This is a genomic window from Xylophilus ampelinus, assembly GCF_003217575.1.
In the GTDB taxonomy this organism is placed as follows: Bacteria; Pseudomonadota; Gammaproteobacteria; order Burkholderiales; family Burkholderiaceae_C; genus Xylophilus; species Xylophilus ampelinus.
This window is the reverse complement of the sequence record NZ_QJTC01000011.1, coordinates 20,028-32,992: the sequence shown is the minus strand read 5'-3', so window position 1 is coordinate 32,992 and position 12,965 is coordinate 20,028. Positions and strand designations below refer to the sequence as shown.

Below are 12,965 nucleotides of genomic sequence, written 5' to 3'. Positions count from 1 at the left end.
CAGACGTGGCAGAGGGTGATGTGCTAATCCAGCAGATGGCGCAGCTTGAACACCATTGCGGCAGCGTTGGTGCGGTCGTCGGTGCATGTCCGGCCGCGGATGTTCAGCAGCGGCACGACAGCGTTGAGCGCGTGCGGTTCTTGTGCACAAAGCCGGTAATCGCCTTGCATGTGCATACCGGACGTCTGTGGGTAACGACAGGGCGCCGGTTTGTGTTGGACTTCGAAAAAACGTTTGGCGAGGCGGGATAGCACGTGGCCTACTTCGTTGCTGGTTGTTCCTGACCCAAACACTATAGTGAAGGATGCGCAAACCGGTAGCGGAAGCAATGACATGTATGGACAGGCGAAGACCATGCGTGCATGACGTTGTACGACGGGCTTCCGCTTCGCTGCGGCAGCGCCGGAGAAGTGGGTATCGGCCGCATTGACCACCGATGCCCATGCTGAAGATCTTCGATAGTCCTGAATTGGTCAGGCAGTCCCGAGGTCATGGCGCCATGGGCGCTGCTACCCCATAGCGGCCCTGGTAGTCGCCGCGCTGGTGTCGGCCTGATGGAACCGGCAAGAAAACGAATTTGGCAATATCGTGAAGAATGTTTTACGTATTCGTACAAGCCAAGCGGTCAAACGCGTAACCCGAAGCAGCCCATTCAGGCACGAATGCATAGGCGTGCCCTGTTTGAGGTGCGAAGCAGCGGAGGCTTTGATGCAGATATCTTTGGCGGTGAGCATGATCCGATGTGGGCTCCACGAGCCCGATATAGCCAAGCTCGTTTTATCGGGGCGGGTGGAAGAGGCTCTGCGTGTTGCCACGACGCACTCGGACCGGCCTGCGGGGGCTGACGCAACGCAGCTGTCCCTGTTGGCTCAGATGATTGGACGCATGCTGCTGGCGCTAGGCCGAGAACAGGAGGCGCAGGAGCATTTCCACGCTTCGCTGCGGTTGCACGGTCATGTGTCCCGGGAATGGGTGCGCTGGAGTTCCAACCTCGATCAAGGTTGGACCTTTCTCAGCATGGACCGTCCCGGCCGTGCCATCGAGTGCTTTCGCGCGGTGGTGGAGGACAGTGATTCACCGGTCGACATGGCTGTGGAGTCCATGCATGGTGCGGCCGATGCGCTGATGGCGCTGGGGGAATGCCAAAGGGCGCTCAACTTGGTGGATAGTTCGGTAGAGCAATGTACTGCGGCAGGATTGCAGGAGATGAAGGCGTTGGCCGAATGCCATCGCCTGGAGTTACTCGCATTGCAGACTGCGCGCTGCGCTGCCGAACTCTCCGACCATGCACTGTCGCCGGGCTTCCACGACAGCATGCCGAGGGCACCGGCGGATCTGCGCCGAGCCTTGGCGGAGCACGAGCGCGCCATGCAGGACAAGCCCTTGCTGGTTCAGCGCCTGCAGCATCTGCAAATGACCCTGATCTGCGTATCCGAACAGGCCGGTGCCGTCGAAAATTTCGGAGAGTGTCTGGCTTGGCTGACGGAGCGACGGTTGGCGGGGTTGGAAATGAATGCCCGGGTACAGACTGCGATCGCGCTGCTGGCCCGTGGCCGCGGACATGCGGCCCGCTCCTCTCTGGCCATACTGGGCCGGCAGGAGCCCCGCGGGGGCAACTGCAAGTATTCGATGGACGTCCAGTACTGCCTCTCCAAGCTGTACCTGCTGCAGGGGCAGGTGAGTGATGCCATGCGTGCCTACAAGCAGCATGTGGAAGAAGCCGTCTTCATCATCAAGCGTGACTTGGCCCAGGCACACCGCATGGATGCGCATGCACGTGCCTGCAGCACGCCCACCGGTGGCGATGCGGCGAGACTACGTCTGCCGCTGAAGTACCGCGGAACCTATCAGTTCGTGCTGGACCATCTGGCCGACCCCGACCTGTCCGTCCGGACGATGGCCACGAAGGCGGGCGTGACCGAACGTTCCCTGCAGACGGTTTTTCGCGCCCATGTGGGGATGACGCCGGCCGAATTCATACGCCGCCGCCGCATGGAGCGCATCCGCGAAGAACTGGAGACGGCGGCTTCGCATGGCGCGCGAGTCAATGTGCAGGAGGTGGCGGCCCGTTGGGGCGTCAGCAACCGGTCGACCCTCGCCTACAACTACCGGCAGGTGTACACCGAAAGCCCCACACAGACGCTGCAAGGACTGTCGAAACATACGTGAGCACCGACCGTGGCCGCCGTCTCGATAGTCTCGATGCGGCGCATGCGCCAAGTGGAACGCTGGCCGTCATGGCCATCGAACCCGCACGATTTACACGCGATCTATCACCATTGCCTGTGAAGGCTTTTGGAGTGCGAAGAACGGCATCGGCCGCAATTGCCTATAGTACGTTTAAAAAACATGCACGATGGGGGCCAAACCGGACGACCCATGTCAAACCATCGGAATTCCGGACAGCAGGATTCCGTGCAATTTTTAACATCGGCCGACGATCCGTCAGCTTGCCTATTCCGGCGGCCATCCACATCACTCTGCACGACGCCCCAGTGCAATGGCAACAGACAACGATTCCGACGCCACCGTGAAGACTTTCTTCCATGCACTGGCCGACCTGCTTGAATTTCCTGTCGGTGATCGGCACTGTCTGGCCGCCGGTGTTCCGTTCACCGGTCCTTGCGATGTGATCTGCCGTTTTCAAATTACTCGACTGGAGGGTCGTCTGCACGTGCGGCCCGAGCTCATCCTGCCGCTGGACGAGGCGGACATCCGTCGCATCGATGCCACCCGTCTGCTGGCGGTGCAGCAGGTGCTGCAGTCGGAAATGCGATGGCTGCTAGGCCATTCTTCCGAAGGACTCCTGCAGGCCAACCCGTCTACCTGGGCTACCACACCGGAAGCAGTCGCCGAACTGCTCGATCTGGGTGTATCGCTGGCGGAGATGATGCTGGAACTGCTGGGTCCCAAACCATCGGTGCTCACGGCAAGCCCGACCACGCAGTGATTCGGCCACATGGTCATCCGACCGGAGCTCGGCCATGAACATGCACTGATCAACTTCCCCTTGCGCTCTAATTTGAGTTCGGCGCCTGAGACGCGAGCATGCATTCGCAAATCGCGGATCGCCTTCGCATCCATCGTGTGTGCAAAGCCTATGTCTTTTATTCTGCGCAAGCGGGATGCGGGCTGTGCAGCGCTCCGCACATCTCAACCTCAGGAAGAACGGAGAGCGTCATGGCAGATGGAAGTATCGGTGGTGTCGATGGCGTGAATGGCGGGGGCTACTCGCAGTACGGCTCCGGCGGCGGCTACGGTGTCAATGGTCTCAATGGTGCTAATAGTGCTGATGGGGCCAATAGTGCCGATGGTGCAAATGGTGCGGGCGGACAAATAAAGCAGCTAATGGAGATGCTGAAGATGCTGCTGATGATGCTCATGATGTTGCTGCAACAGCAACAGCAACAGCAACAGCAACAGCAACAGCAAGGCGAAAGCTCTGGCAATAACAACAACGGCATGCAGCCTTCGTCGCAAGGCAAGCAGTATCTCGGCGACTTGAGCAGAATGTTGGAAGAGCTAGGCCGCAATCCGCAAGACGCCCACCCTGGCACTGGGGGCGGATTTGCCGATGATGCGATGAACGCTTTGTCCTCGGGCTTCAACGATGGATTCAATGGTAGTGGTAGTGGTAGTAGCTTCGGAAGCGTCAACCATAACGGCTTTTGAAACGCGACCATGCTGGCTAGGCCCGCATCGTCCAGTCCGGTCGTGCGCCGTAGCGTCTTCGCCGCCACGTTTTTTGCTGCAGCCACGTCCACCGTGGCGGCGCCGGTGTTGCAACGTTGCGAGTTCGGCGATGGCCAAGTCCGTACCTTGATGGTCGATTCTGGCGCATTTCCGATGAGCTTGGCCCGATGCTCGGCGGTGTCTGCGGCCGCACCCACTGCTGCGCCAGTCCGGCCCTTGCAGGTGTCGGCGTCCTATGTTCAGTCGGGACCGGTCGAGACAGCTGCACGGGTAATCCGGTCGCCTGCCGTCGACATCGGACGTCAATGGCAGTGGTACGGCAGTTCCCACCGTAGTGTCGCCAATGACATCAACCTGGCGGCCGATCTGCCCCTAGGCGCACGTCCGTTCTCTGACCTGGTGCATACCGCAAGCCGTCGTTACCGCCTGGACGCTCGATTGCTGCATGCCATCATTCGGGTCGAGTCCAACGGCAATCCGCGCGCCCGCTCAAAAGCGGGGGCGCTCGGACTGATGCAGGTAATGCCGGGTACGGGCGCCCGTTACGGGATCCGGAATCCGGCAGCGTTGATGCAACCCGATGTCAACATAGACGTGGGCGCCCGTTACCTGAGCGACCTGAGCCGCATGTTCGGAGATCGACTGGATCTGGTTGTGGCTGCCTACAACGCTGGCGAGGGCGCGGTGATCCGTTATGGTCGGGCGGTGCCACCCTACGCGGAGACGCAGGACTATGTGCAGCGGGTACTCGGGCGGCTGGAAAGTGTAGGCCGGATGCCCTGACGAGGGAGGTTGTCGCGGACGCTGCGCCGCTCCAGGCGATACGTTTTGCTGGAGGTTAGCCACCTCGACCTGACTTTGTCAGAGAACGCCAATGACAAGGTCTGCTGACAAGGCGTGGGCAGTAGTGGCGCGAAAACCTTCGTGAGAAGGTCCTAGTGCGAATAACGTGGCACTGAGGCTGGCACTTCGCATGCATCTTGCTGCTCTGCCAGCATGGTCAGTACGATGCGGCCCACCGCGCTGCCCAGGTCCAGCTCCATGGCCACCTCCTGGGCCTCACGGGTCCAGCGCAGGGGTGAGAGTTGCAGCAGGCCTTCGGACGATTCGCCCAGTAGCCATCCCAACTGCGACAATAGTGCCCGCTGCAGCGACAGCACGCGGGGCACCGGCAACCGGCCGATCTCCTCGTTGTCGAGCGGCAGGACAAGTTGCGGCCTGGCCACCAGCTGAGCGCCTTCATGCTGGGTCTCGATTCGGCAGATCATTCCGTCCGGACCACTGAACGGCTGGCTTGGGGATAGCGGCAGGACCATGTTCTGGTCCAGCCCAAGATGCATGGCGAGTTCGCCAAAAAAGCGCTCGACCCTGCCGCCCCGAACCGGCAGATCCACCCCCACCGTCGATTGCGGCTCGCCCGCCGTCTCGCCGGGGTCGACACCGTTTCCTGCATTCGACCTCATCCTGGCTTCCTTCCTATTCGTCGTCGGACTCGGGGTCCGGATGGTTCAGGCCGGTGGCGCCGACCAGACCGGAAAGCACCTGCGTGTCCAGCGCCTGGGCTTGAGAATCGATTTCTGGAGCGATTGTCTCGTCGGCCTGTGCGTCATCTCCCAGGGCCGGGAGCTGCATCAGATCTTGGAAACGTTGGGCGAGCGCGTCGGACGTCCCTCCTGGCGCGAGGCCAGAGCTAGAAGACAACATGTCGGGCACGGCATGTAAAGCTGAAATCATCCGGCTCTCTTTCGATACCAAGGTTCCCTTAGGCTAGCCATCGCGTGCCATCGGGCAGTAGCGTTTACGAAGAACTTGCATGAATACCGAAGTCTGTAGAGCGCAGAAGCGGGTTAGGCGCGAATCCACTGGTAGTGTCCCGAAGTAACCGCATAGAACATCTCGTCGCTGGAATTAAGCAGCGTGTCGCGCCAATAGCTCCCGTGGCTGAAGTAATGCTGCAATGTCTCGGCCAGCCACGGGCCGTCCACTCCGGGAGTCATGGGCACGCGCACGATCAGGTGCGCGCTGCCGGTGTCGGCATCCATACCGAGCTGGGCCTGATCCTGGGCATATACCGTCAGGTTGGCCTCCAGCATGAGCCGGAAGATGCGCAGGCTGCGGCCGGCCAGCACTACTCCGAAGTTGAGGTTGAGGTACATCGCATCCGGGTCGCTGTCATAGTTGGCCACGATGATCTCGAAACCCCGCACCGAGAGGTAGCCGTTGTGCAGCACACCCTCGACATCGGGCAGGTGAAGCTCCTTGCACAGATCGCGCACGAGCTCTTCGAAGTGTTGGTAGCTCACGGGTCGCCGGTGTCGCCTCGGTCCTCCTTATGACCCGTTTGATCGGTGTTGCCCAGGGTGTTGTCGGGCTGCACATGGAGGCCTTGGGTGGGTTGGCCGGTTTCTGGGACGACCCGGTTACGACTTATGGTGCCAGGCGCCTGACCGTCCCGGGCTAGCGCCAGGCCCGCCTGGATAAGCTCCGTCCGGTCGGCCGCGATGCGGCGTTGCAGGGGAGGCCGGGGCCGATGGGCGTTCAGCACCAGCAGCGGCAGCATGGCAAAACGCATGCTGTCGACCGCCTGGTGATGCTGGCCGGTATCCGCACCGGCCAGCATCTGGGCGCGGCGGACAGCCTCCATGCGGTTTACTAGCAAGGCCTTTACCTCGGCCAAGCCGAACGGGGCCGCCGGCGTGCCAAAAGCTTGCAGGCACGCCGCTTCGCCACCTTCAGCCGCTGGCGCGCGCCACACGTTCGGGTCGTGCGGTTGCGCCGCTTGGCCGGGGGCTCGGCTGTTCGAGTTGACCTCAGCCTCAGCCTCGAACTTGGGATCGGCCGCGTCGTCGATACCCGCTTCGGTGACCGCTTGCATCGCCAGTAATTGCAGGGCGGACAGCGGGGTACCGCCGCGCTGGATCTGATGGGCCAATGTTGTGGTCGCCAGCAGAAAGTCGACCAAGGCCACCGGGCGCTGGGCAGGATCGCTATCCTCTATGCACGCTAGGAACTGGTCGAGCGTGGCCTGCACGCCCGGAGCGAATGCCGTTGCGCGACCCGCTCTCAGGGGCCGCTGAGCGGGCGAACGCGGCAAGGCGGGCGCTGTCCCCCCCGCTCCTGCCTCTTCCGGTGGGGGATGCCGCCAGGGCGTGCCGCCGCCGATTTTCATTGGAAGGCCAGCGACAGCGCCTTGTCGGCGAATCGCAGCATGGTGGCGCCCGCCCAGGGAACGGCGATCAGCACGACAATGGTCACGGTCAGCAGCTTGATGCCCTGCGATATGCTGGAATCCTGCAGCGAGGTGATGGCCGAGACGAAGGCGACCAGCAGGCCGACGATGGAGGCGGTCAGCACTGCTGGCAACGACAATAGCAAGCACATGCGCAGAGCCTCCGAGGCCAGCTGCATGACGGCTTCATAACCCATGGAATACTCCTATTGGCAGCGTTATCGATAGGTCAGCACCAAGCCGTGCACGAGCCGTGCCCAGCCCTCCAGCGCCACGAACAGCAGCAGTTTGAAAGGGATCGCCACGTTGGTCGGCGTTACCTGCGAAAGGCCCATCGACAGCAGGATGTTGGCAATCACCAGGTCCACCACGGTAAAGGCCAGGAAGATCAGGAAACCGATCTTGAAGGCTGCCGTGAGTTCGGTGAGCAGGAAGGCAGGTGCCAGCACCAGCAGATCGTCCTTGGCCAGTTTGTCGGCCCGATCCTTGGGCCAGATGGCCAGCGCCGACTTCACGAAGAAAGCTTTCTCGCGCTCGTCGGCATGGCGCTGAAGAAAGCGGCGGAAAGGCTCGAGCGCGGCTGTACTCGCATTCAGCATTTGCTGGGATGCGGTGTAGTCCGGCCTTGGTTCGATATTACGGATGCGGTCGCCGGCCTCCATGGCGATGGGGGCCATGATATAGCAGCTCAGGATGATCGCCACGCCGTTGAGGACCGTGCTGGGCGGCACCTGCTGCACGCCCAATGCGTTGCGCAGCAAGGTCAGCACGATGACGATCTTGCTATAGCTGGTGATGACCATCGCGGCAAATGGCACGATGCCCATTGCCATGAGCACCAGCAGAAGCGAGATCGGATCAGCTATCAACGGCTGCATCACGTGCCCATGCCATACGGTCGATCCGCACTCCCAGGTGGTCACCCACCACCACCAGCTGGCCGCTGCCGACGCAGCGGCCCTGGCACATCAACTGGACCACGGCCTGCTCCACCGGCACATCGAGCGCAATGACGTGACCTGGCCCGAGGGCGGCGATCTCTTCCAGCGGGAGACTGGTGGTCTGGAGTTCAAACTGCACCGGCAACTCGATCTCGGCCAGCACGGCGTCAGGGGTATCCATCACGGCTTCCTCCTTGGGCCCCAGCAGGGCCGTTTCCAGGGTCAACAACGGCTGCGGCGCGCGCGGGCCGGGGGGCGAGCACTCTAGGCGGGCGCTGGCGTGCAGGGACTGGCCTGCGCCGATGCGCCACCCGATCTGGAGCGGCGAGCGGCCCAGCAGGAAGATGTCGCCGGGGGCGACCAGGATCCACTGGCTGGCGCCCAGGCGGCGCTCGCCCAGCCGGGCAGTTCCGGACAGGCGCAGGCTGCGCAGCATGGGCGGGATGACGACCGGCCGCTCTCGCATTTCCTCGGCGGCAAACAGGCTGAACGCGGCGTCCATCTCCAGCAGTTCGATTTCATGCTCGTCGATACGCAGTGTGGCCACGCTCGCCGTGGTGGCTAGAGCCGTGTCGCTGGCCGTCAGGGCGCGAATCTCCAAACCCACGTCTTCGTAGCCCCGGTCGCGACAGACGCGGTCGACCATCTCGCTGGCGAGCGCGCAGGCCAGATCCTGCTGTTGTGGCTCGCGCGCCAAACGGTCCAACAGCGCCCATGCGGCGCAGCGGCGCGGATCAAGTTCCACAACCATGTCTCCGACGAGCGACGACAATGCCACCCGCAGTCCGGGGCGCTGACCGTGGCGGCGGCCAATCTTCACTGTGGCACCGCCAAGGTAGCGCGAAAGCAGGGTGCTGCAGCGGCTGTCGAATGCGATACGGGCTGCTGCTGCAGAGGCCATCGGCAGCGAGGGCAGCGCCAGCCGCAGGTCGGCCAAGCCTTCGGTCAGTACCGGCTGAGCGTCGGGATTCACGGGCGGCAGACGCGAGGACCGAGCGACTGTGGGGACCATGGAAGTGAGTTCATTCGAAATCGATGTCGACGTGATGCTTCATGTCCAGCGTTTGCTCCAGGGTGCTGCGCAGCGCGGGCGTGTGGTCGGAAATTAAGCGGATGCTGTCGGCCGACTGCGTGGAAAAACGAAGCCTGATCCAACTTTGCGAGGCCTGGATGCGGAGCTGTGTGTCCGGCAGGGCCTGGGCGTCCAGGTGCAAGGTGGCGCTCCAGTGCTGGGAGATGGCACCGCCGCGCTCGCACAGGCGGTGCAGATGGCGTGCGAGCTTCTCCAGGGCGTCGCCGGCTGCCTGGTGGCGGGCCTGGATGTCCGGAGCCGCCTGCGCCGGTGCAGGGCCGGAGTAGTCAGCCAAGTTTTCCTTGCCCGCGGCACCCGCCACACGGCCCTGGCCTTCGGCCCGCCGGTCCACTCCCGCTACTGAGCCCGGCGCAGCCACGCCACGAAGTTGCTGTACGTCCGCCGCCTCATCTTCCGCATGACCGGCCGGACGGGTCGCCACTTCCTGTCCACCGGACGTATCCTGTGGCGCGTTCGGAAAGGAGGGCGGTAGCGCGGCCTCACGGCCCCGGATATCGGTACCGGGCGATGACCACCACCGCATATCTGGCACATTCCCGAGAGTTGGATCGTTGTCGGGAAAGAGCGCGCGGCTGCCACTGCGCTCGTTGCGCGGCGGCAGCCGCAGGACCTGCCGAAACAGCTGTGCGATGAGTGCCGTGGCGCCTTGGCCGCCGGGATTGCTGGTCGTGTTGCGCGCCTCGGGTGGCAGGCGGTCGATCTCCTGACTCATGGTCGCCTCCGTTTCAGACCACTACCCGACCGATCGGCCGGAGTTCGATGGTGTTGCCCAGTTCCTGGAAGGAATAGACCCGCAGCCATGACAGGCGGACCTCGATCATCTTGCGCACATAGCGACGGATATCCATGGAGGTGACCACTGCCACACCCTTGCGTGCCTGGTCACCCGCGAGCTGGGCGATCTGGTCAGACAGCATGGCTGAAGCCTCCGGGGCGATGGCCAAATAGTTGCCAGCCGGCGTGGACTTGATGGACTGCCGGATCAATTGCTCCGCGTCCGGTTCCATCAAGATGGCCTGCACCACGCTGCCTCCGCCTGCCGCCTCGAAGGCGAGGTAGCGGCCCAGGTCGGCGCGGATGTACTCGGTCAACAGCAGCATGTCCTTTTCCTTGGGGCCCCAGGCGATCAGGCCCTCCAGGATGGTGCGCACGTTACGCACCGGCACCTGCTCCTCCAGCAGTCGACGCAGCACTTCGGCGATGCGCTGGGCCGGCAGGATTTTCTGCACCTCGGTTACAAGTCCCGGGTATTCGGCCGAGACCCTTTCCATCACCCACTGCACCTCCTGCACGCCCATAAACATGTGGGCGTGCTGCCGAAGCGCCCCGGTCACATGCCGCGCGATGACGTTCTCGATGCTGAGCACCGTGCGCCGATCCGCCTCGGGCAAAGCACCGTCCTTGATCCAAAGGGACTCGGGCTGGTCGAGCACCGGACCGTGGCGTTCGGCGCGCTGGGCCAGGGGCGAATCGGGGTCCATGAGCAGCATCATGCGACCGGGCAGTTTCACTTCGCGCGTGGGAACATCGTTGAGTAGCACATCGAACTCAAGCGCTTCGAGGTTGTGGGTCACCCACATGGCAATCCCGGGAAAGGGTAGGCCCAGTTCCTCCTGCAGCCGCTGGCGTTCGGTGGTGATGGCCTCGTCCAGGGCGTCCGCCTCCAGCAGCATGCCTAACTGACGCGACATGCGCACCGCCAGCGGCTTTGCGAACAGGGGAGGTTCCTGCCGAATGGAGGGAGGCTCGCCCTTGGCGCCGTCCCGCTGCAGTGCGCCGATCGGCTTGGAGATCGCCACTTGCTCCTGCTTGCGGCGCCGCTTGTCGAGCACCCAACCCGCCGCACCGAGCCCGGTCGAGATCGCCAGGAACTGCAGCACCGGAAAGCCCGGAACGGCCGCAAAGGCCAGCACCAGCGCGCCTGCAAGAAACATGGCCCGGGCGTTGCCTGTGATCTGGGCACCGACCTCCTGGCCGAGCGATCGCGGCTTCTTTTCGCCGTCATCGGCCACACGGGTGATCAGCACGCCGGCAGCCACGCAGATGAACAGTGAGGCGATCTGCGACACCATGGCGTCGCCGATAGACAATACCGCGAAGCGATTGGCCGCCTCACCGGCTGTCATGTTGTGGTACAGCACGCCGACGATGATGCCTGCCACGAGGTTGACCAGCGTGATGATCAGGCCCGCGATGGTGTCACCCTTGACGAACTTCATCGCCCCATCCATGCCGCCGTGCATCTGGCTTTCCATGGCCAGCAAGGCCCGCTTCTTGCGCGCCTCCTCGCCGGTCAGCAGCCCGGCGCGTAGGTCGGCGTCGATGCTCATCTGTTTGCCAGGCATCGCGTCCAGCGTGAAACGTGCGCCGACCTCGGCCACGCGTTCCGATCCCTTGGAGATCACGATGAACTGCACGATGGTGATGATCAGGAAGATCACGATGCCCACCACCAGATTGCCCCCTACCACCAGTTCGCCGAAGGTTTCAATCACATGGCCAGCATCTGCATGGAGCAGGATGGACTTGGTGGAAGCAATGTTCAGCGACAGCCGGAACAGCGTGGTGAAGAGCAGCAGCGATGGAAAGGTAGACAACGCTATCGCGTTCGGAATGAACAGTGTCGTCATCAGCAGAAGCACGCTGACGGAGATATTGACCGCCAGCAGGGAATCGATCGCGAAGGTAGGAAGCGGAAGGATCATCAGGCTGACGATGGCGACCACGAGGCCCGCCATCGCCAGGTCATTGCCGATACCGACACCGAGCTTCAGTGCCACGATACCCCCCCCCGGTCCCGCTGGTCCGGCGCAGGGCCGCCCCCGGCTGCCCTCACCATAGCTACCCAGCGCAGGATGGCGGCCACCGTTTCGAACATTTGCTCCGGGATCGGTTCCTGCAAGGGGAGGGTGTAGAGCATGCGTGCCAATGGCGGGTCGGCGACGAGCGGAACACCATGCTCCTCCGCCAGCCGCCGGATCACCGCAGCCCTTTCGTCGATGCCCTTGGCCACCACGATGGGTACCGGCGCATCAAAAGGGCCGTCTCCCGGTGAATATCGTAGCGCTACCGCGTAGTGCGTAGGGTTGGTGACCACTACCGAAGCCCCGGGCACCGTGTCCTTCGGTGCCGAAGTCGCCATCTCGCGGGCGATCTGCTTGCGCTTGCCCTTGAGCTGGGGATCACCTTCGGATTCCTTGTGCTCGCGCTTGACCTCGTCCTTGGACATGCGCTGGTCCTTGAGGAACTGGTACTTTTGCAAGCCGAAGTCCAGCGGACCCACGACCAGGAACAGCAACAGACCGCCGAAGACGAGGTGTATCACCGCGTTCCAGCCCGCCACCGCGATAGAGGCCACCGGCAGATAGGCCGAACTCATCAGCGCCGGCATCAGGCCGAGGATGACCTTCCACAGCACCGCGCCCATGGCCAAAACCTTCACCAGCGTCTTGACGAACTCGATCACAGACTTCAGCGAAAAAATCTTCTTCAGGCCCTGGGCCGGGTTGAGCTTGTCGAACTTGGGCGAGACCGGCTCCATCGAGATATTGAGCCCCACCTGGACCGCAGAACCGGCCAGACCCGCGAGCATCGCGGTGAAGATGAAGGGCAGCAGGCATAGCAGGCCGTCGCCGACCATGGGCGCGAGCATCGGCATGAGGTCGGTGGAGGCACGCACTCGTCCCAGGTCTTCCAGAAGGCGCGAGACCACCGCGATCAGCCGTTCCGCAGTCATGCTGCCTGCAACGCTCAGGCACGCGGTCATGGCCCCCAGCACGATGGCGGCGGTCACATCCTGGCTCTTGGAGTGTTGACCCTTCCTCTTGGCATCACGAAGCTTCTTGGGTGTGGGCTTTTCGGTCTTTTCGTCGGACATGGCCCGCCTCCTGCAAATGTCGCTTTCGAGGTAGCACTGCATGTGGCGCCACGATCACGCTGAGCGAATCTAGAAGCCTCGGCAATGATCAAGCGCGCGAGGCCGAAGCGGTGGCCCACGGTGCGAATTCCA

Annotated in this window: 16 protein-coding genes; 5 read left to right on the top strand and 11 right to left on the bottom strand. The window is 62.9% G+C overall.

Going from position 1 to position 12,965, the window contains the following annotated elements:
- Positions 1 to 23: 23 nt before the first annotated feature.
- Positions 24 to 176: a hypothetical protein gene (locus DFQ15_RS17415; protein ID WP_158529038.1), complete on the bottom strand. Its 153-nt coding sequence runs from the start codon at positions 174 to 176 to the stop codon at positions 24 to 26.
- 709 nt (positions 177 to 885) lie between these two features.
- Here DFQ15_RS17415 and DFQ15_RS08795 point away from each other — a divergent pair.
- The 5 genes from DFQ15_RS08795 to DFQ15_RS08780 all read left to right on the top strand — a co-directional run bounded on the left by DFQ15_RS08795 (position 886) and on the right by DFQ15_RS08780 (position 4,476).
- On the top strand, positions 886 to 2,169 hold the full coding sequence (locus DFQ15_RS08795; RefSeq protein WP_146228698.1) for a helix-turn-helix domain-containing protein: 1,284 nt from the start codon (positions 886 to 888) through the stop codon (positions 2,167 to 2,169).
- Positions 2,166 to 2,534 (top strand): hypothetical protein, encoded by a 369-nt coding sequence (locus DFQ15_RS17090; protein ID WP_146228697.1) that lies wholly within the window; start codon positions 2,166 to 2,168, stop codon positions 2,532 to 2,534. The genes DFQ15_RS08795 and DFQ15_RS17090 overlap by 4 nt, the downstream gene beginning before the upstream one ends.
- On the top strand, positions 2,531 to 2,950 hold the full coding sequence (locus tag DFQ15_RS08790; protein ID WP_146228696.1) for a hypothetical protein: 420 nt from the start codon (positions 2,531 to 2,533) through the stop codon (positions 2,948 to 2,950). The genes DFQ15_RS17090 and DFQ15_RS08790 overlap by 4 nt, the downstream gene beginning before the upstream one ends.
- 230 nt (positions 2,951 to 3,180) lie before the next feature.
- Positions 3,181 to 3,672, top strand: a complete 492-nt coding sequence (locus DFQ15_RS08785; protein WP_146228695.1) for a hypothetical protein — start codon at positions 3,181 to 3,183, stop codon at positions 3,670 to 3,672.
- Between the two features lie 42 nt (positions 3,673 to 3,714).
- On the top strand, positions 3,715 to 4,476 hold the full coding sequence (locus tag DFQ15_RS08780) for a lytic transglycosylase domain-containing protein (protein WP_158529037.1): 762 nt from the start codon (positions 3,715 to 3,717) through the stop codon (positions 4,474 to 4,476).
- 152 nt (positions 4,477 to 4,628) lie between these two features.
- On the opposite strand, the gene DFQ15_RS08775 is transcribed toward DFQ15_RS08780, so the two are convergent.
- The 10 genes from DFQ15_RS08775 to sctU all read right to left on the bottom strand — a co-directional run bounded on the left by DFQ15_RS08775 (position 4,629) and on the right by sctU (position 12,833).
- Positions 4,629 to 5,156: a hypothetical protein gene (locus DFQ15_RS08775; protein WP_146228694.1), complete on the bottom strand. Its 528-nt coding sequence runs from the start codon at positions 5,154 to 5,156 to the stop codon at positions 4,629 to 4,631.
- Between the two features lie 13 nt (positions 5,157 to 5,169).
- Positions 5,170 to 5,427: a hypothetical protein gene (locus tag DFQ15_RS08770; RefSeq protein WP_146228693.1), complete on the bottom strand. Its 258-nt coding sequence runs from the start codon at positions 5,425 to 5,427 to the stop codon at positions 5,170 to 5,172.
- Between the two features lie 113 nt (positions 5,428 to 5,540).
- Positions 5,541 to 5,996, bottom strand: a complete 456-nt coding sequence (locus tag DFQ15_RS08765; RefSeq protein WP_110465623.1) for a type III secretion system chaperone family protein — start codon at positions 5,994 to 5,996, stop codon at positions 5,541 to 5,543.
- Positions 5,993 to 6,724 (bottom strand): hypothetical protein, encoded by a 732-nt coding sequence (locus DFQ15_RS08760; RefSeq protein ID WP_110465622.1) that lies wholly within the window; start codon positions 6,722 to 6,724, stop codon positions 5,993 to 5,995. The genes DFQ15_RS08765 and DFQ15_RS08760 overlap by 4 nt, the downstream gene beginning before the upstream one ends.
- Before the next feature lie 134 nt (positions 6,725 to 6,858).
- Entirely contained in the window at positions 6,859 to 7,119 is a 261-nt protein-coding gene (gene sctS / locus DFQ15_RS08755) for a type III secretion system export apparatus subunit SctS (protein WP_110465621.1), read from the bottom strand.
- Positions 7,120 to 7,140: 21 nt separating this feature from the next.
- Entirely contained in the window at positions 7,141 to 7,800 is a 660-nt protein-coding gene (gene sctR / locus DFQ15_RS08750) for a type III secretion system export apparatus subunit SctR (protein WP_110465620.1), read from the bottom strand.
- Positions 7,781 to 8,836 carry a FliM/FliN family flagellar motor switch protein gene (locus DFQ15_RS08745; protein WP_158529036.1) on the bottom strand — a complete coding sequence of 352 codons (1,056 nt, stop codon included), beginning with the start codon at positions 8,834 to 8,836 and terminating at the stop codon, positions 7,781 to 7,783. Before DFQ15_RS08745 ends, sctR begins: the two co-directional genes overlap by 20 nt.
- Positions 8,837 to 8,885: 49 nt before the next feature.
- Complete coding sequence (locus tag DFQ15_RS08740; RefSeq protein WP_110465618.1) at positions 8,886 to 9,668, bottom strand: type III secretion HpaP family protein; 783 nt, start codon at positions 9,666 to 9,668, stop codon at positions 8,886 to 8,888.
- A gap of 13 nt (positions 9,669 to 9,681) precedes the next feature.
- Positions 9,682 to 11,736 (bottom strand): type III secretion system export apparatus subunit SctV, encoded by a 2,055-nt coding sequence (gene sctV / locus DFQ15_RS08735; protein WP_199399844.1) that lies wholly within the window; start codon positions 11,734 to 11,736, stop codon positions 9,682 to 9,684.
- Entirely contained in the window at positions 11,727 to 12,833 is a 1,107-nt protein-coding gene (sctU, locus tag DFQ15_RS08730) for a type III secretion system export apparatus subunit SctU (RefSeq protein WP_110465617.1), read from the bottom strand. The genes sctV and sctU overlap by 10 nt, the downstream gene beginning before the upstream one ends.
- Between the last annotated feature and the right edge of the window lie 132 nt (positions 12,834 to 12,965).